Here is an 18,560-nt window from a genome sequence, read left to right on the forward strand (position 1 = left end):
ACCTCATCTTGAGGCATGTTCTCAAATGTTCGCAAAATATTTGACACAAAACGAGAACATGCGTAGAACAAAGGTAATATACCTGTCGTTCAAGAACCCCGGGGATTTGTCATGCTGACCAAAAAACAACTCGATTTGCTGGAATTTATTCATACCCGCGTGCAACGCGATGGTGTGCCCCCCAGTTTTGACGAGATGAAGGATGCGCTGGACCTACGGTCCAAGTCTGGCATTCACCGGTTGATCACGGCACTTGAAGAACGCGGGTTCATCCGGCGGCTGGCCCATCGCGCCCGCGCGATCGAAGTTGTCAAACTTCCAGAGAGCATGGGCGGTGTCCCGAGTGCGCCGACATCCGGTTTCCAGCCCAAGGTCATTGACGGACCGCACCCTTCGCCTACCCAGCCCGCAAATGTCACGCCGGAAGAGATTGTGATGCATGCGCGCGAATTGCCCGTGATGGGCAAGATCGCGGCGGGTGTCCCGATCGAAGCGATCAGCCATGTTGACCACCACGTCGCCGTGCCCGGTCAGATGTTGCGCGCCACAGGCAGCCATTATGCGCTGGAAGTCAAAGGCGACTCGATGATCGACGCTGGCATCAACGATGGCGACACGGTGATTATTCGAGAAGCAAGCACCGCCAATAATGGCGATATCGTCGTTGCGCTGGTTGAAGATCAGGAGGCAACCCTGAAAAAATTCCACCACAATGGCACGTCGATTGCTTTGGAAGCGGCCAATCCGGCCTATGAAACCCGTGTTTATCCCGAAGACATGGTCAAGGTTCAGGGCTGTCTGGTTGGACTTATCCGCACCTATTAATCCGCAGTACGGATTTCTGGCGTGTTCCAAAGACGCCGCCCGCTAGCGGCGCGGGCCGTGTGTTCCTGCCACGTCCCGTCCGAAAGACGATACAGGGCAATTGCGCCCGTGCGTCTGAGGCTGTTGGCGTCATAGACCTGACAGGGCAAGGTGTTGGCGAGCGGATAATTTGCCACCACGACCATCTGGGGCGGACATGTTTGAAACGCCGCCACCGCCCGCTTGCCCTTAACATGCGTGATCTGTTGCGCCGCCACTTCGGGCCACCGCGTTGCAGCCTGTGGCTGGGTGATGTTTTCGCCATCGTTTGCCAACCAGTTGAGGGCCACAAACCCCTGCCCGCGATCTTTGCTCAGGGCGCGCCCTTTGGGTGTCAGGACGCCCACTAACCCACCCGTGTCAGAAATCAGAACGTCCGGGCGATTTGTGTCGGCCCACAGCCCCAGCCCCACAACCGCAACCGCCACGCCCATCCAACGCAGATGCCCCTGCCACAGGATCAGCCACAACATACCCAAACTGAAAACGGGTAAAAAGGCCGGTGGCGGGCTTGGGATAAACCCTTGGGCTCCGTCTTGTTCGGACACGAGCTTTGCCACCGTCATGATAACGCGCAGCCCCTGCTCCATGGCCCAAAGCCCCACCCCCTCGAGGCCCAATGGCACCAGACACACGGCAAGAACCGCCGAAGGCGCCACAACCAGTCCCATCACGGGCATGGCGACAAGATTGGCCGGCAATCCATAGTGCGACACCACATTGAAATTTGACGCCGCATAAGGGGCTGTCGCCAATCCGGCCACCAAGGAAGACAGAAACAATGTTGCAAAGGCACGCACCCACTTGGGGCCGAGGCGCACCTCTTGATCCCGCATCACAGCAAACACCGCCACCAGTGCTGTTGTGGCTGCAAATGACATCTGGAACCCCGGGCTCAGCAATGCTTCGGGGCGCAGGCACAAAATGACCAGACCCGCCAAAGCCACCGCTCTTAACGACAAGGCACGCCGATCCAAAATGACCGCGATCAGCGCGACCGCAGCCATGACAAAGGCGCGTTGCGTCGCGACGCTTCCTCCGGACAGGACGAGATAGGCCGCAGCCGCGCCAAGTGCTATGCCCGCTGCGATTTTCTTTGCCGGAAGCCTGAGTGAAACCGCGGGAAGCAGCGCAAACGCCAGACGGGCCGCAGCAAACACCACCCCGGCGAGCAACCCCATATGAAGGCCCGAAATTGCAAGAAGATGGGCAAGGTTGGATGCGCGCAACGCCTGAACCGTGGTCTCGTCCAGACCGCTGCGGTCGCCGGTTGTAAGTGCGGCGGCAACCCCCGCAACATCCGGCGACATGCGCGCCTGAACGGCCTTGGACAGCTTCATGCGAAAGGCAAAAACCGATGCCCCGTTTTGTCGTGGTGCCGCCGTTAACACAGGGGTTCGGGTATAGCCGACAGCCCCAATGCCCTTGAACCAGGCATGCCGTTGAAAATCAAAACCGCCCGGTTCAACCGGACCGGACGGGGGGGACAAATGCGCGGTCATCATGACGCTCATTCCCGGTGACGGGGTTATGAACCCCTGTTCGCCGTGCATGGCCACCCTGACTTTCGCAGGGGTTTGATCGGGCCGCATGTTTTCAAGGGTCACATCCGCCAATGTCAGACGCAGCGCATCCGACGCCGAGCGATCCATACCTATGATGCGGCCCTGAACAGCGCCATAGTAGCGCCATTCAAGAACCGGTGCCCCCACCCAATGCGCACGCCCCGCAGCCAGACCAAATCCCAAAGCCAGCAAGGCGCATAGCCAGATCAAAGGCGCAAAAGCCCGTTTTTGAAGAAAAGCCAAAACCGCGCAGAAAAATCCAAATATCACCAGCGCGCCGACAACCAAACGGTCCGGTTCTTCCGGCATCAGGAAATACAGGCCAATCCCGCCCCCCAGACCAACAGGTCCCCAGGCAAACAGATGCCCTCTTTGGCCCAGAAGGGCCAAACCAATCCCTTCAAAAATGCGCAAGCCTTGTCCTCTCTCGGGCAGGTCGCTAGACAGGCCCAAACGCTAGTCCATTCTAGGTTACGGAAAGGTTAATCCCCTCATGACAGGCCAGGTCGTCACCCGCTTCGCCCCATCTCCTACAGGTTATCTGCACATTGGCGGAGCCCGCACGGCTCTGTTTAACTGGCTGTATGCGCGCGGGCGCGGCGGCAAGTTCTTGCTGCGCATCGAAGACACCGATCGGGAACGCTCTACGCCCGAAGCCACCGCCGCCATTTTGCAAGGCATGGACTGGTTGGGTCTGGACCACGACGGTGAGGTCATCAGCCAGTTTGAAGGCGCAGCGCGTCACGCCGAAGTGGCCCATCAACTGCTGGCCGAAGGCAAAGCCTACAAGTGTTTTGCCACCCAGGATGAAATCGCAGCCTTCCGTGATGCGGCGCGCGCCGAGGGCAAATCAACACTGTATCGCTCGCCGTGGCGTGATGCGGACAGCAGCACCCACCCGGATGCGCCCTTTGTTGTGCGGATCAAAGCCCCTCAGGAAGGCACAACCGTCATTCAGGACGAAGTGCAGGGCGATGTCACCATTCGCAACGATCAGCTGGATGACATGATCCTGTTACGTTCGGATGGCACTCCCGTTTATATGCTGGCCGTTGTAGTGGATGATCACGATATGGGCGTGACACATGTCATCCGTGGGGATGATCACCTGAACAATGCCGCACGCCAGATGATGATCTATACCGCGATGGGCTGGGACCTGCCGGTCTGGGCACACATCCCGCTGATCCACGGCCCTGATGGCAAAAAACTGTCCAAGCGGCACGGCGCTCTTGGTGCTCAGGAATACCAGGCCATGGGCTATCCCGCCGCTGGCATGCGCAATTATCTGGCCCGTCTGGGCTGGAGTCACGGAGATGACGAGTTCTTTTCCGATGCGCAGGCTCTGGAGTGGTTCGATCTGGATGGAATCGGCAAAAGCCCTGCCCGTTTCGATACAAAAAAGCTCGAAAACCTGTGCGGACAGCATATCGCTGTTAGCGATGACGCCGCACTGCTGCACGAATTGGTGGCATATCTGGCCGCTGTTGACGCGCCGGAGCTGTCTGACGACAAGAAGGACGGTTTGTCGCGGGCAATGTATTGCCTCAAAGAGCGGGCGAAAACTTTCCCTGAACTCATTGAAAAAGCTGAATTTATTTTAGTTGACCGCCCACTTCAACCAGACGCCAAGGCGCAAAAGAATCTCGATACAGTATCCCGTGGTATACTGAAAGAATTGACGCCGCAGCTGCAAAATGCTAGCTGGTCGCGTGACGGATTGGAGGCTGTCACCAACTCTTTCGCAGAAGCCAAAGAGATTAAATTCGGCAAGATGGCCGGCCCTCTTCGGGCGGCGCTTGCAGGACGATCGGTGACACCCAGCGTATTTGACATGATGCTCGTTCTGGGCCGCGATGAAACACTCGCCCGCCTGGAGGACGCATCACATTATGAGCCGGAGGTGAAGGAAGGTTAACCAAACCTGAACCACCGACAACGTAAAACGCCCGGATGATCCGCATTCCGGGCATGAGAGGAAGGGAACACGAATGTCTGACACCCAGAAAACAGCGACTTTGACGATTGACGACAAGTCCTTTGAACTGCCGATCCACTCGCCGACCGCTGGTCCGGATGTATTGGATATCCGTAAGCTGTACGGCCAGGCCGGTGTGTTTACCTATGATCCGGGTTTTACCTCGACCGCATCTTGTGAATCGACCATCACCTATATCGACGGCGAAGAAGGCATCCTGCTGCACCGCGGGTATCCCATCGACCAGCTGGCTGGTAAATCGCACTATCTCGAAGTTTGCTTCCTGCTGCTTTACGGCTATCTGCCAACAGCGACCGAGCTGGAAAACTTTGAAACCACCATCACGCGTCACACAATGGTGCATGAGCAGATGATCAACTTCTTCCGTGGGTTCCGTCGCGACGCGCACCCAATGGCGATCATCGTGGGTGTCATCGGTGCGATGTCGGCGTTCTATCACGACTCGACAGACATCAATGACCCGCGCCAGCGTGAAGTTGCCTCGCATCGTTTGATCGCGAAGATGCCAACCATTGCTGCGATGGCCTATAAGTACACCGTGGGTCAGCCGTTTGTGTATCCGCGCAATGATCTGGATTATGCGTCCAACTTCCTGCGCATGTGTTTTGCTGTTCCGGCAGAAGAGTATGAAGTGAACCCGATCCTCGCCCGCGCGATGGACCGTATCTTCACGCTGCACGCCGACCACGAGCAGAACGCGTCGACGTCGACTGTTCGTCTGGCTTCGTCTTCGGGTGCGAACCCGTTTGCCTGTATCGCTGCTGGTATCGCTTGTCTCTGGGGACCGGCACACGGTGGTGCAAACCAGGCGTGTCTCGAGATGCTGAAAGAAATCGGCACACCGGACCGTATTCCTGAATTCATCGCACGTGCCAAAGACAAAGAAGACCCCTTCCGTCTGATGGGCTTTGGTCACCGCGTTTACAAAAACCACGACCCGCGCGCGACCGTGATGAAGCAATCGGCAGACGAAGTTCTCGATCTGCTGGGTGTTGAAGACAACCCACTGTTGCAGGTTGCCAAAGAGCTTGAGCGCGTCGCGCTGAGCGATCCATACTTTGCAGACAAGAAACTGTTCCCGAACGTCGATTTCTACTCGGGTATCATTCTCGAAGCGATGGGTTTCCCAACCTCAATGTTCACACCCATCTTCGCTTTGTCGCGGACTGTTGGCTGGATTTCGCAGTGGAAAGAACAGCTGTCTGATCCAGCACACAAAATCGGTCGCCCTCGTCAGCTGTACCTTGGCGAAACCGAGCGTGACTATTCGGATATCGAAAACCGCTAAGTCCTGTTTTTCGAAGATTTTGGAACGCGCCACCGCTTTGCTGTGGCGCGTTTTTCTTTGTTTCGGCAATAAGTTGAAACGATGCGCCCCCTAGCCTCAAACTGTTTCCAAAAGGTTAACAAAAATTAACTTTCTTTGACTCATCGCGGCGTTTGTCCATAATTAAGGCGATTTTATGTCAAATATTTGGCTCTTGGGGGGCGGAAGATGATCGCACTATCTGTTGTATTGGGCGTTGCGTTTTGGGGTTGGGCCCTGACCGAGATTTTTGATGACGACGACGATAATTCCGAAAACCAGTCTGACGATGACAACATGAGCATGGCGGATGACGACGCCGAACAAATGTTGGACGAGGACGAAGAGTCGGATGACGATGAGGACGCCGACGAGGATTCTGATGAAGACGACACTCAGATCGTAGCGGTCAAAGGCGATCAAGGCGACGATAGCATTACCGGCACTGATGAAGACGACCGGATTATCGGCAAAGGCGGCGAAGACACCCTCAAAGGTCTTGAAGGCGATGACGAGCTTCTGGGCTGGGCCGGAAACGACTCGATCAACGGCGGCCCGGGGGCTGACACGATTGACGGCGGGTCGGCGAATGACACCTTGTTCGGCGGCGGCGGCTTTGACCAAATGACTGGTGGTACCGGCGATGACGTCATGGACGGTCACACGTCGGACGATATGCTGGACGGGGAACAGGGCAACGACAGCCTCTTGGGCGGCTCTGGCCTCGACACTCTCTTGGGTGGTGAAGGTGACGACACCCTTGATGGCGAAGAAGACGCGGACTCGCTGGATGGCGGTGAAGGCGTCGACATGCTGTACCTTGGCGGCAATGATACCGGCACCGGCGGCGCGGGCGAAGATACCTTTGGCCTGTTTGCGGACGAATACGATGGCGAGGAGCAATCTTTGGTCACAGACTTTGAAGACGGTGACCAACTTCTGGTCATCTACCCCTTCGGAGAGGCAGAGCCCGATCTGAGCGCCACCCAGGAAGGCGAGGATGTCCATCTTATGGTGAACAACATCCATACCATGACAATCGCAAATGCCACGGCGGCGACTGTATTGTCGTCCACCTCGGTCGCAGAGGATGCTGCCGAAGAAGAAACAATGGCGGCGGTCTGACCCAAGACACATCAGACAGGACCCGACAAAACCAAAACGCCGGTGCAAATGTTTGCATCGGCGTTTTGCGTCAACTCGGAAAAGCGTTTTTAGGGGTCAGCGCCCTTCAAACTTGGCAGATCGCTTGTCAAGGAAGGCCACCACGCCTTCTTGGAAATCCCGTGTTCCACCGCATTTGCCTTGCAGCTTCGCCTCAAGCGCCAGCTGCGCATCCAAAGAGTTCTCCATCGAGGCCTGCAAGGCCTGCTTGATCCGGTGATAGGCCTTGGTTGGTCCATTCGCCAGATGTGCCGCACGCGCCTTCCAATGCGCCTCGAACGCGTCATCGGGAACATGTTCCCAGATCATGCCCCAGTCATCGGCCTGTTTGGCCGTAATCTTATCCGCAAACAACGACGCCCCCATGGCCTTGGCCGATCCGATCAAACGAGGTAGCACATAGGTGCCACCCGCATCCGGGATCAGACCAATGCGTGAAAATGCCTGCATGAAATAAGCGCTGTCTGTTGCGATCACAACGTCGGCAGCCAGTGCCAGATTGGCCCCTGCCCCTGCAGCGGCGCCATTCACGGCACTGATCACCGGCACGTCGCATTCCGAGATGGCCCGGATCATCGGACCATATTCGTCGCGCAAGGTGCGTTCCAGATCCATATTTGCGGCGTCCGCCCCATCGCCCAGATCCTGTCCCGAGCAGAAGGCGCGGCCTTTGCCCGTCAGGACAACAACGCGGGCTGTTTTGCCTGCCTCAATCACGGCATGTGTGATTTCGGCGCGCATCGTTGCCGTCAGAGCGTTCATCACATCAGGACGGTTCAGCGTGATCACCGCGATACCATCTTCCAGCGTGTAGGTGATTGTTTCAAAGTCCATTGGTATTTCCCCTCGCGTCGTCCTGTTCGGGACCAACCTTACTTTGTCGGGATTTCACTCCAAGCGAAACCCCGCGTCATTTTTCCATGATCTTTTTGAGACGCGCCTGTTCCTCGTCGCTGAGACCGTCCTCACCCGAAACCGGCGCAACAGACCTGCGGCGCAGATAAACAGCGCCCACGCCGCCCGCAAGCAAAAGCATCAAAGGCCCGGCCAGCCAAAGGACGAGGTTGGACCCGCTGGTTTTCGGGTTCAACAGAACATATTCGCCATACCGGTCCACGATAAAGGCCATGGCCTCGTCGTTGCTGTCCCCCGCCACCAGACGCTCACGCACCAAAAGGCGCAGATCCCGCGCCAAATCAGCATTGGAATCATCGATGCTCTCGTTACGGCACACAAGACAACGCAGGTCTTTGGACAACTCGCGGGCACGCGCCTCTAGCGCTGGATCGTCCAGCACCTCATCCGGCTGAACGGCCCACACCGGGGACGCCACCAGAACCAGGATCATCAACAAACGTTTCATTCTGCGGGCACTCCTGCAGAGGGCGCCTTGCGCGCACCGGCCGCAACACGATACCGCCTGTCAGACAGGCTAAGTACGCCGCCAAGAGACATCATGAGACATCCAAGCCAGATCCAGTTCGTCAAAGGCTTGATATAGGTGCGCATGGTAAATCCACCATCATCTTGAGCGTCACCAATCACCACATAGACGTCCCGCAGGAACCGATAGTCAATCGAAGCCTCGGTCGTGGGCATCGACCGCACCGGATAAACGCGTTTTTCCGGATTGAGTTCGGCAACAAATTCCCCGTTTTTAAGAAGCGTGACATCACCCATGGTCGAAATATAGTTCGGGCCTTCAACGGTGTTCACGTCGTTCAAGACCAGTTCGTATGCGCCAACCTCAAAGGGTTCTCCGATATAAGCAACGCGAATATCTTCGCTTTCCCACGCCATCAAACCGGCGATGCCCACCATAGTGACACCCAGACCCGAATGGGCAGTGGCCTTGCCCCAGTCTGCACGAGGCAAACGCGCAAGACGTCCCAGACGGCTTCCCAAGCTGCCACGGCCCGTACGGCTCATGACATCAACCAGCGAGCCGACAACAAGCCATGTGCCGAGGAACACGCCAACCGGCCCCATCAAGCTTTTGCCGGACTGCAAGGACCATGCCAAACCGGCCAGTGCGACAGCCAGAACAAAGGCTGGCAAAAGCGGCTTTGTTGTGCGGGCAAGGTTCGCCCGTTTCCAAGGCAGCATCGCCCCAACAGGCAGGATAAAGCCAAGGATGACCATGAACGGCGTAAAGGCCATGTTAAAGAATGGCGCGCCAACGCTCAGCTTGCGATCAAAGAAAATCTCGGAGATCAGCGGCCAGATGGTGCCGATGAACACCACGAAACACGCAACAGCCAGCAAGATATTGTTCAAAACCAATGCGCTTTCACGGCTGACGGTTCCAAAAATACCTTTGGCCTCCATCGCGCTGGCACGGGCGGCAAACAGGGTTAATGCACCGCCCATGAACACCGCCAGAATGGCAAGGATAAACACCCCACGTTCAGGGTCATTGGCAAAGGCATGCACCGAGGTAATCACGCCAGAACGCACGATAAACGTGCCGATCAAAGAGAAGCCGAACGCGAGGATCGCTAGCAAGATGGTCCAGCTTTTCAACGATTCCCGTTTCTCGACAACAATGGCGGAATGGACCAGCGCAGCGGCAAGCAACCACGGCATGAAGGACGCGTTTTCAACCGGATCCCAGAACCAGAAACCGCCCCAGCCGAGTTCGTAGTAGGCCCACCAGGATCCCAGCGCGATACCGATGGTCAAAAAGACCCACGCGGCGAGCGTCCATGGGCGCACCCAGCGGCCCCATGCGGCGTCGACCCGGCCTTCGATCAGGGCGGCAACGGCAAAACTGAATGCCATGCTCAGCCCGACATAGCCGAGATACAGGAAGGGAGGATGGAAGGCCAAGCCGGGGTCCTGCAACAGCGGGTTAAGGCCTTCGCCATCAAACGGCGGCACGCCCAAACGCAGGAACGGGTTCGATGTGAACAGGATAAATGCAAAGAATGCCAAAGCGATCCACGCCTGCACTGCCAAGGCCCGCGCCCGCAAGCTTGGCGGCAGGTTGCCACCAAACCAAGCCAGCGTTGCACCAAACAACGTCAGGATCAGAACCCACAAGAGCATCGACCCTTCGTGGTTGCCCCAAACACCGCTGATTTTATACAGCATCGGCTTGAGCGAGTGGCTGTTCAAAGACACGAGCCGCAAGCTGAAATCCGACACCACAAAGGAATAGGTCAGCGCCATAAATGACGCAAAGGTCATAATGAACTGCACGCCTGCGGCAGGTTCGGCAACAGCCATCCAGCCCGGCCAGCGCTTGTGCGCTCCGATAAGAGGGACGATTGCCTGAACCAGGGCGGTAAAGGCGGCGAGTATAAGGGCGAAATGGCCAAGCTCTGCTATCATGGCTTCGTATATATTCCGCGCGGCCCTCCGGGCCAATGGCTTTCGTACAGGCTGCGTTCACAATGTCGCGGATCGGCTTAACCCTGCTTGCGACGCCAGTCCTCAATCGCTGCGTTCTTGTCTTGATACTCTGCTTCCAGCCCTCTGATTTCTTTGATGTTTTCCACGACGACGGGGATGTTTTGCATGGTTTGCGCAATCGACCGGTGAAACTCTTGCCCCTTTGCCTGATGGCGTGCCCCGAAATAGAAGCTGACAACTACCCCCAGCAACCACCACAGAGGTTGCGGCACAAGCGAAATGCCCACCATACGTTCGGCAAACCAAACCGGATTCGCCATCGCCGAAACAAACAGCCCCAGACATCCCAACGCCATCATCGGGCGTGGCAACCGATTGATCCCGTCCATGACCCTGTCAAACCGGCCCCTCTGAGTTTGCCTGAACTCGTTAGAAAAGCTCTCCATCGCAGCCGTTTGAATATGCACGCCGCGTTCGGCGCCGGCCTCTGCGTTTTCGCGAAAAACCTCTGCGGTTTCACGCAGGACATTACGCCCATCACCAAAAACAAAAGACAAAATCGATCCAATCATCCCCATGAGGCCACCCTCTTTTGAAACTCGGCGGCACTAAGGTGGTATCGCGGGGAAATGAACTCTTCCGCGCGTTTGATCCACCCGCCTTTGCCCCCTGCCCGCGCGCGCGCATATTTGCGGCTTGCCGGACGTCGGTCGGCCAGTCTGAAATAATAGTTACGACGGGCAATGCCGTAGGCATCCGCCAAATGCGCGGGTGCGTTCTGGCTGGCCAATTGCGTGGCGTCGATGGTCTTGGGACCGATCACGCCATCAACAGAAACCGATTGCCCCATATCCCGCAGCAAAGTTTGCAGAATTTTGACCGCATTGGCACCGGCGTTGACGTACATATCAAACACACTCGGCTGTAGCATTTCGGGCAACTGGTGAATACGGGGGCGCCGGAAATAGTGTTCCAGGAAAATGCTCTCGGCCTTGTCGCGGCTCAACCGTTTGACATCCGCCGCATCCACATCACCGTCCGCATCAAGATCAAGCCCCAGCTGCCGCATCGTGTGAATGGTCACACCGTATTTTGTGGCGCCTCCGGGATCATCCGGATCATTCACATATCCGCCTTCGCGGGCCACGATTTCCCGCGCAATTTCTCGTACGTCCATGCCACACCCTTTCCACATGTTTCGTGTGAAAATCTTCGGGCAACAGAGTTAACGGCCCCTCATGGCACCGTACGTGGCGGCATCCAAACGAAAAACGACCCGCCGCCAGAGGCGACAGGTCGTTCCCATTCATCCAGTCAAAGATGTGGCGTCAGGATTCAGGCTCTTGATAAACACCCTGCTCTTTCAACGCATCCACAACTTCTTTTGGCATATAAGTCTCGTCGTGTTTGGCAAGGATTTCAGAGGCTTCGAAGACACCGTTGACGTAGCTTCCCGTGCCGACCATACCTTGGTTTTCTTCAAACAGATCCGGCAAAACACCCGTGAACGATACAGGTATGGACGCACCGCCATCGGTCACACTAAACAAAACGGTTTCGCCTTGCCCACGCACCAATGTGCCTTCTTCAACAAGCCCGCCAATGCGAAAAACCTCGTTCGCTTCGGGCGGTTGTTCCGCAATCTGGCTGGGTGACCGAAAGAAGTTGATTCCGTCACGCATCGCATACCCGATCAACGCGGTAGATACCGTCAAAGCCACAACGGCCAAAACGATGACTTGAATACGACGTCTCTTTTTAAGGTTCTTCATTGTCTCTCCTACGGGAAAACAGGTGCGAGCATGAGCCCTTCTGTTTCCTCTTCACCCAGCATCAGATTGGCGTTCTGCAACGCCTGTCCACTGGAGCCTTTGGTCAGGTTGTCCAACACAGCAACCACAATAACCCGTCCCTCGATCCGATCGGCCACAACGCCGATATGACAGAAATTGGACGCCCTCACGTGTTTTACATTCGGCGTCTCGCCTTTGGGCAAGACTTCGACAAACGGTTCATCCGCATAAGCCGCTTCCAAGGTTGCAAGAACCTCGTCCGCATTGCCATGCACATAGGCCGTCGCCAGAATTCCGCGGTTCGCAGGCATCAGGTGCGGTGTAAACTGGATTTTCACCTCGCGCCCGGCAACCTTGCTAAACTCCTGATCGAACTCACCCAAATGCCGGTGCGTGCCACCAACAGCATAGGCGCTGTAGCCTTCGCTCAACTCGGCATGCAAAAGGTTTTCTTTCAACGACCGACCTGCGCCCGATACAGCACATTTCAGATCAAGAATGATATGATCCAAATCAATCACACCTGCCGCGATCAACGGGCGCAATACAAACTGGCCTGTGGCCGCATTACATCCGGTGCCCGCAACCAAGCGTGCAGTTTTGATGTCATCCCGATAAAACTCGGTCAGGCCATAAACGGCTTCTTGCTGCAGCTCTATCGCATCGTGCTGCCCACCATACCATTTGGCATATTCCTCAGGGTCGCGAATCCGAAAATCTGCTGACAGATCAACGACTTTGACGGTATCAGGCAGAGCTTTGATCACCCGTTGGCTTGTGGCATGGGGCAATGCACAGAAGCACAGATCAACATCTGCGAAATCGATCTCTTCAATCTTGCAAAGTGTCGGCAGATCGAGGTGGCGCAAATGCGGGAACACAGCCCCCATTTCCATGCCGGCCTTACGATCTGCAGACATGGCGACAATGTCCATGGTCGGATGCGTGGCGATCAGCCGGACAAGTTCGGCACCGGTGTATCCGCTGGCACCCAGAATTGCGATCTTGTGGGTCATTTCGGACCTCTTCCTTTCTTGGTCATGCACCAAAGCGCATGGTCCCTTTGCATTTGGGACGAAATGTAAGTCTTGAATGTGGGAAATGCGAGAGGCGCGTTTGTCACGCCTTCTGAAAGGTGATTTTTCGTCGGAGAAACTGTGTCGCCCGATCCGACACTTTCGACGGATCACCTGTGGTCAGAAACAACGACTCGGTGCCCCCGCCAATCATGTTGGGATGCCTGCCAAGGTAATCGGCCAAAGACTCGGCCACCAGATTGGCTTGGGAATAGACCTTCACATCGGCCCCAAGCGCATCCTGAAACGTGTCATGCATCAACGGATAATGGGTACAACCCAAAATGGCGGCTTGGGGGTCCGGCATCTTGCGTTTCATGGCGTCAACATGCGACCGCACCAACGCTTCGGCAAGGATCAAATCCCCTTCTTCGATGGCGTCAACCACACCACCACAGGCCTGCGCTTCGACATCCACACCTATCGCCCGGAAGGCCAGTTCACGTTGAAAAGCCCGGCTTGCCACCGTGGCCGGAGTTGCGAACAGCGCCACATGTTTGACTTCGACTTCGCGTGGAGGAGAGTTGTCGCCCCAGCTTCGCTCGGTCAGGGCTTCGATCAACGGAACAAAGACACCCAGAACACGCTTGTCTGAGGGAATCCAGCTTTCCTGCATCCGGCGCAATGCTGCGGCGCTTGCGGTGTTACAGGCCAGAATGATGAGGTCACAGCCTGCGTCCCACATACGGTCAACCGCCGCAGTGGTCAGGTTATATACGTCATCCGCATCCCGCACCCCGTAAGGTGCGTGCGCGTTGTCGCCAAAATACACAAACGGAACATCCGGCAACCGCTTGGTCACCGCGTCCAGAACCGTTAGACCACCCAGCCCACTGTCGAAAATGCCAACTGCCATTTCATCCTCTCACAAGGCCTCACTGTGCCCTGTATTTTCCATCAAATTCAAATCCATACCCGTTGGCAGGAATTGGTTTTGGGGACAAAGCATAGGTCTGCTGTCGCAAGAAGTCCATCAAGGCTTTGGTGTCTCTGGATTTCTCGCGTAAAATGTCTGCATCAATCGGCTTGCCAACGGCAATCTGGACGGGCCGGTCGACCCGTTTCTTGAACTCGCGGATCAAAAAACCCATCCGCAGTGTGACATGCACATGGCTGGCAATCTGGAACAGGCGGCTGGTTGTGCCGTCAAAAAAGATCGGCACCACGCTGGCCTGGGACTTGGCCACCATTCGTGCGGTGAACCCGCGCCAGCCGGGATCAAGCGGATGGCCAAAGGGACGCACCGCCGTGGACACTGTACCACCCGGGAAAATGCCGATCGCGCCCCCTTCTTTCAAATAGTCGAGAGCAACTTTGCGGGTTTGCAGGTTCAGCTTCAGCGCATCTTTGGTTTCGTCAAAGGATACCGGCAATACAATACGATCCAGATCTTCGGCTTTGCTGAACACCTGATTGGCCAGAATGCGAAAATCTCCACGCGTCTCGCTCAGGATATGCCCAAGCATCAATCCGTCAAGAATGCCATATGGATGGTTTGCAATCGCAATCAAAGGGCCGGTTTGGGGAATGTTGGACAACGAGCCCCCCACCACTTCGAGTGTCAGGCCATAGCGCTCTTTCATGACTGCCCAAAAATCTCGACCCGCCGCAACCTCGTCTTCATAGCCTTGAGCGCGCTTGATAAGGCCAATCCGTCCAGTTGCATTTTCCATCACGCGGATCAGGGCACGACCACTTTTGGTCGAAGCGGAATACGCATAGCTGATTTCTCGAGCGACCTGGTTCTGGCGTGACATGGCGATACCTTACAATTTGCCGACTTCATAAGAAGGAAACGAAATCCTGACCAGACATTAAGACGCTTTTGAAACAAACTGATGACCCCGCGGCAACAATTTGCCGCGGGGTTGGGCGTTACTCGGCTGCTTTTTGCGCAATTGGGTCTTGTTTCAGCGCAATGAGCAGTTCTTCACGGCGTTTGGCCGCTTTGGCTTCATTCTCGTGTTTGACCGGACCAAAGCCTCTGATTTGCTTTGGCAAATCTGCCAAAGCCACGGCCGCGTCGGGTGCCGATTTGCCATGTTCCGCGATGATTTTTTGCATGTCAGTTTCATACTGGCGGATCAAGGCGCGTTCCATTTTACGCTCTTCCGTCCGACCAAAGATATCAAACGGCGTTCCACGCAGCCCCTTCATCCCCGCAAGAAGTTTGAACCAACGCTCCATCCCCGGTCCGTATTCCTTTTTGGAGGGGCGACCGTTTGGTCCCATTTTCGAGACCATAGGAGGCGCAAGATGGTACTTTACCTTAAAGTCACCTGCGAACACCTCTTCCGCCTTTGCGCGGCTTTCGAGATGCAGGCGCGCAACCTCGTATTCATCCTTATAAGCCAAAAGCTTGTGATACCCGATCGCCACCGCTTCTTTCAGACGATCATCTTCAACGCGGTCGACCATTTTGCGGTACTTTTTCGCCAGTCTCTTGCCCTGATATTTGACAAGATGATCCATGCGGAAGGTGATCTTTTCTTCCAGCGATTTGGGCAGGCTGACAACGTTTGGCGTGACCAAACCCGCCGCCTGTTCCGGATAAAGCATTGCCCAACGACCAATTTCGAACGCCCGCAAATTGCGCTCAACCGCGGCGCCATTCACCTCGATGGCTTGGCGGATGGCGTCAAGGCTCACAGGGATGAGACCCTGCTGCCAGGCGGCGCCAAAGATCATCATATTCGAGAAAATCGAGTCCCCCAGAACAACACGCGCGAGTTCGGACGCATCAAACAGCGCCAGATCATCACGCAAACGTGCCTGCAACGCCACTTCAAGACGGCTTGTCGGCAACTTGAAGTCCGAGTCATGGGTGAAATCACCGGTGATGATTTCGTGACTGTTGACCACAGCCCCCGTGCGACCGGAACTGGTCAACCCAAGCGTTTTGGACCCAGCACTGACCACCAGATCACCACCGATCAAGGCATCGCATTCCCCTGTCGCCACACGGATCGCGCTGATATCCTCAGGTGTTTCCGCCAAACGGCAATGAATGTGAACCGCGCCGCCTTTTTGGGCCAGACCCGCCATTTCCATCATGCCTGCAGCTTTGCCGTCGATCTGGGCCGCCTGCGCCAGAACCGCGCCGATTGTCACGACCCCTGTTCCGCCGACACCCGTGATGACCACATTGTGGGTGCCCTCAATCGGCTTGATCTCGGGATCGGGCAAATCAGGCAGATCCAGCGAGGTCGTCGCCTCTTTGCGGATAGTCGCCCCTTCAACCGTCAGGAACGACGGACAGAACCCGTTCACACAGCTGAAGTCCTTGTTACAGGACGATTGGTTGATCTTGCGTTTCCGGCCAAGCTCGGTCTCGACAGGTTCGATGGAAATACAGTTTGATTGCACACCGCAATCGCCGCATCCCTCGCAGATATCCGTATTGATAAAAACGCGACGATCCGGATCAGGGAACAGTCCCCGTTTGCGGCGGCGGCGCTTTTCGGATGCACAGGTCTGAACGTATAGAATAACAGATACACCCTTGATATCGCTACACTCTTCCTGAACAGACATCAGGTTTTCGCGCTCATGAAAGCTGATACCCGATGGGAACAGGCTTTGGTCCAACTCTTCCTTTTCGTCATACACAACGGCAAGGTTCTGGACACCCATCGCCTGTACTTCTGCAGCGATCCGCTGAGGTGACAGGTCACCGTCATTTGCCTGTCCGCCCGTCATGGCGACGGCATCATTGAACAGGATTTTGTAGGTGACATTGGTGCCCGCAGCCAAAGCCGCCCGAATGGCCTGCACGCCCGAATGATTATAAGTGCCATCGCCAAGGTTCTGGAAAACGTGGTCCCTGCTCGAGAACGGAGATTCACCGATCCAGTTTGCCCCCTCGCCGCCCATATGCGTGAAACCCGTGGTTTCGCGGTCCATCCACTGAACCATATAGTGGCATCCAATTCCGGCATAGGCGCGGCTGCCGTCTGGCAATTTGGTCGACGAATTGTGCGGACACCCCGAACAGAACCACGGGGTGCGTGTTGCAATATCTTCTGCGTTGTCGGCGCGCTGTGCCTGCGCAAGTGTTTCGAGACCCGCTTTGATCCGGTCCGTACCGCGGCCCTCGTCGATCAGGATGTCGCCCAGTTTTTGGGCGATCATGATTGGATCAAGCGCCCCGCGTGTTGGGAACAACTCTTCTCCATGCATCGATCCGGCACCACCGCCTTTGTGCCAGCCATAGACCCGGCGACCGCGGCGGTCGTCAAAAATGGCTTCCTTGATCTGCACTTCGATCAGCTTGCGTTTTTCTTCGACCACAACAACAAGATCCAACCCTTCGGCCCATTCCGAAAAGGTCTGCATATCCAGCGGGAACGTCTGCCCCACTTTATAGGTCGTGATCCCAAGACGCTCGGCCTCGGCCTCGTCAATCCCGAGAAGGTCAAGCGCATGCACAAGATCAAGCCAGTTTTTGCCAGCCGCAACAAAACCGATCTTTGCACCCGACGTGCCCCAGATGCGTTTGTCCATTTTATTGGCCCGCGAAAACGCCTCGGCCGCAAAACGTTTATAGTCGATCATCCGTGCTTCTTGAGCGTGCGGTGTATCGATCAGGCGGATATTCAAACCGCCCTCGGGCATTTCGAAATCGGGCGTCACAAAAGACAGGCGATGCGGATCACCATTCACAACCGATGTGGCCTCAATGGTGTCTTTCATCGTTTTCAGACCGACCCACACACCGGAAAAGCGTGACAAAGCAAGACCATAAAGACCATAGTCCATGATCTCTTGCACACCCGCAGGCGACACAATCGGCATATAGGCATCCACCAAAGCCCATTCGGACTGGTGCAAAACGGTCGAACTTTCGCCAGTATGGTCATCGCCCATCGCCATGAGAACACCGCCATGCGTGGATGTGCCCGCCATGTTGGCGTGGCGCATGACATCGCCGGTGCGATCCACGCCGGGGCCCTTGCCGTACCAAAGACCATAGACGCCATCAAACTTGCCTTCGCCGCGCAGTTCGGCCTGCTGGGATCCCCAGAGTGCCGTTGCCGCGAGATCTTCGTTCAGGCCCGACTGAAACAGCACGTCCGCTGCTTTCAGTTCCTTTTCCGCACGCATCATCTGGCTGTCGACCGCACCCAGAGGCGAGCCGCGATACCCGGTGACATAGCCTGCAGTGTTCAATCCCGCCTGTGTGTCACGCGCCTTTTGCATGAGCATCAGGCGGACCAACGCCTGTGTACCATTTAGAAGGACCTGTTCTTTCGTCAGGTCAAACCGATCATTTAGCGATACTTTTTGAATACTCATCAAACGCCTCCCCGCGCAGATTTTCTCTTGGCATAATTATAGGGCATTATTAGGTCATAATTTATGACCTATCAAGAAATATTTACATCACACATGCACCTTCTCCTGTTGAGACGGTTTCGTTTTGCGATGGTTTCGCCTAAA

At 56.0% G+C, this 18,560-nt stretch carries 15 protein-coding genes; 4 read left to right on the plus strand and 11 right to left on the minus strand.

Features of this window, described 5'->3' with window-relative positions; genetic code table 11:
- Positions 1-111: 111 nt before the first annotated feature.
- Entirely contained in the window at positions 112-825 is a 714-nt protein-coding gene (lexA, locus tag PH7735_RS09510) for a transcriptional repressor LexA (protein ID WP_058311006.1), read from the plus strand.
- On the opposite strand, the gene PH7735_RS09515 is transcribed toward lexA, so the two are convergent.
- Positions 822-2,843, minus strand: a complete 2,022-nt coding sequence (locus PH7735_RS09515) for a ComEC/Rec2 family competence protein (protein WP_058311007.1) — start codon at positions 2,841-2,843, stop codon at positions 822-824. The genes lexA and PH7735_RS09515 overlap by 4 nt on opposite strands.
- Positions 2,844-2,922: 79 nt before the next feature.
- On the opposite strand from PH7735_RS09515, the gene gltX reads away from it, so the two are divergent.
- The 3 genes from gltX to PH7735_RS09530 all read left to right on the plus strand — a co-directional run bounded on the left by gltX (position 2,923) and on the right by PH7735_RS09530 (position 6,859).
- Positions 2,923-4,347: a glutamate--tRNA ligase gene (gltX, locus tag PH7735_RS09520; RefSeq protein WP_058311008.1), complete on the plus strand. Its 1,425-nt coding sequence runs from the start codon at positions 2,923-2,925 to the stop codon at positions 4,345-4,347.
- A 73-nt stretch (positions 4,348-4,420) separates the two neighbouring features.
- Positions 4,421-5,716, plus strand: a complete 1,296-nt coding sequence (gene gltA / locus PH7735_RS09525; RefSeq protein ID WP_058311009.1) for a citrate synthase — start codon at positions 4,421-4,423, stop codon at positions 5,714-5,716.
- Positions 5,717-5,923: 207 nt separating this feature from the next.
- A complete protein-coding gene (locus PH7735_RS09530) occupies positions 5,924-6,859 on the plus strand; it encodes a calcium-binding protein (RefSeq protein WP_058311010.1) in 936 nt (311 codons plus the stop codon).
- 96 nt (positions 6,860-6,955) lie between these two features.
- On the opposite strand, the gene PH7735_RS09535 is transcribed toward PH7735_RS09530, so the two are convergent.
- The 10 genes from PH7735_RS09535 to PH7735_RS09580 all read right to left on the minus strand — a co-directional run bounded on the left by PH7735_RS09535 (position 6,956) and on the right by PH7735_RS09580 (position 18,416).
- Entirely contained in the window at positions 6,956-7,732 is a 777-nt protein-coding gene (locus PH7735_RS09535) for an enoyl-CoA hydratase-related protein (RefSeq protein WP_058311011.1), read from the minus strand.
- Between the two features lie 76 nt (positions 7,733-7,808).
- Complete coding sequence (locus PH7735_RS09540) at positions 7,809-8,261, minus strand: cytochrome c-type biogenesis protein (protein WP_058311012.1); 453 nt, start codon at positions 8,259-8,261, stop codon at positions 7,809-7,811.
- Positions 8,258-10,231 (minus strand): heme lyase CcmF/NrfE family subunit, encoded by a 1,974-nt coding sequence (locus PH7735_RS09545; RefSeq protein WP_058311013.1) that lies wholly within the window; start codon positions 10,229-10,231, stop codon positions 8,258-8,260. Before PH7735_RS09545 ends, PH7735_RS09540 begins: the two co-directional genes overlap by 4 nt.
- A gap of 77 nt (positions 10,232-10,308) precedes the next feature.
- Positions 10,309-10,830, minus strand: coding sequence for a holin family protein (locus PH7735_RS09550; protein WP_058311014.1), 522 nt, complete (start codon positions 10,828-10,830; stop codon positions 10,309-10,311).
- The gene (locus PH7735_RS09555) at positions 10,821-11,429 is read right to left on the minus strand and encodes a holin-associated N-acetylmuramidase (RefSeq protein WP_058311015.1); all 609 of its coding nucleotides are present in this window, start codon (positions 11,427-11,429) and stop codon (positions 10,821-10,823) included. Before PH7735_RS09555 ends, PH7735_RS09550 begins: the two co-directional genes overlap by 10 nt.
- 151 nt (positions 11,430-11,580) lie before the next feature.
- On the minus strand, positions 11,581-12,024 hold the full coding sequence (gene ccmE, locus PH7735_RS09560) for a cytochrome c maturation protein CcmE (RefSeq protein WP_058311016.1): 444 nt from the start codon (positions 12,022-12,024) through the stop codon (positions 11,581-11,583).
- Between the two features lie 8 nt (positions 12,025-12,032).
- Complete coding sequence (argC, locus tag PH7735_RS09565) at positions 12,033-13,061, minus strand: N-acetyl-gamma-glutamyl-phosphate reductase (protein ID WP_058311017.1); 1,029 nt, start codon at positions 13,059-13,061, stop codon at positions 12,033-12,035.
- A 103-nt stretch (positions 13,062-13,164) separates the two neighbouring features.
- Positions 13,165-13,977, minus strand: a complete 813-nt coding sequence (locus PH7735_RS09570; protein WP_058311018.1) for a glutamate racemase — start codon at positions 13,975-13,977, stop codon at positions 13,165-13,167.
- A 19-nt stretch (positions 13,978-13,996) separates the two neighbouring features.
- Complete coding sequence (locus PH7735_RS09575; protein ID WP_058311019.1) at positions 13,997-14,878, minus strand: lysophospholipid acyltransferase family protein; 882 nt, start codon at positions 14,876-14,878, stop codon at positions 13,997-13,999.
- A gap of 118 nt (positions 14,879-14,996) precedes the next feature.
- Positions 14,997-18,416, minus strand: coding sequence for an indolepyruvate ferredoxin oxidoreductase family protein (locus tag PH7735_RS09580; protein WP_058311020.1), 3,420 nt, complete (start codon positions 18,414-18,416; stop codon positions 14,997-14,999).
- Positions 18,417-18,560: the final 144 nt, after the last annotated feature.

This window comes from Shimia thalassica (genome assembly GCF_001458215.1).
GTDB lineage: Bacteria > Pseudomonadota > Alphaproteobacteria > Rhodobacterales > Rhodobacteraceae > Shimia > Shimia thalassica.

Coding starts and splice junctions, on each gene's coding strand:
- lexA (WP_058311006.1), top strand. CDS start 112: ATGCTGACCAAAAAACAACTCGATTTGCTGGAATTTATTCATACCCGC.
- PH7735_RS09545 (WP_058311013.1), bottom strand. CDS start 10,231: ATGATAGCAGAGCTTGGCCATTTCGCCCTTATACTCGCCGCCTTTACC.
- PH7735_RS09555 (WP_058311015.1), bottom strand. CDS start 11,429: ATGGACGTACGAGAAATTGCGCGGGAAATCGTGGCCCGCGAAGGCGGA.
- ccmE (WP_058311016.1), bottom strand. CDS start 12,024: ATGAAGAACCTTAAAAAGAGACGTCGTATTCAAGTCATCGTTTTGGCC.
- PH7735_RS09575 (WP_058311019.1), bottom strand. CDS start 14,878: ATGTCACGCCAGAACCAGGTCGCTCGAGAAATCAGCTATGCGTATTCC.
- PH7735_RS09580 (WP_058311020.1), bottom strand. CDS start 18,416: ATGAGTATTCAAAAAGTATCGCTAAATGATCGGTTTGACCTGACGAAA.
- PH7735_RS09570 (WP_058311018.1), bottom strand. CDS start 13,977: ATGGCAGTTGGCATTTTCGACAGTGGGCTGGGTGGTCTAACGGTTCTG.
- gltX (WP_058311008.1), top strand. CDS start 2,923: ATGACAGGCCAGGTCGTCACCCGCTTCGCCCCATCTCCTACAGGTTAT.
- PH7735_RS09530 (WP_058311010.1), top strand. CDS start 5,924: ATGATCGCACTATCTGTTGTATTGGGCGTTGCGTTTTGGGGTTGGGCC.
- argC (WP_058311017.1), bottom strand. CDS start 13,061: ATGACCCACAAGATCGCAATTCTGGGTGCCAGCGGATACACCGGTGCC.
- PH7735_RS09535 (WP_058311011.1), bottom strand. CDS start 7,732: ATGGACTTTGAAACAATCACCTACACGCTGGAAGATGGTATCGCGGTG.
- PH7735_RS09540 (WP_058311012.1), bottom strand. CDS start 8,261: ATGAAACGTTTGTTGATGATCCTGGTTCTGGTGGCGTCCCCGGTGTGG.
- gltA (WP_058311009.1), top strand. CDS start 4,421: ATGTCTGACACCCAGAAAACAGCGACTTTGACGATTGACGACAAGTCC.
- PH7735_RS09550 (WP_058311014.1), bottom strand. CDS start 10,830: ATGGGGATGATTGGATCGATTTTGTCTTTTGTTTTTGGTGATGGGCGT.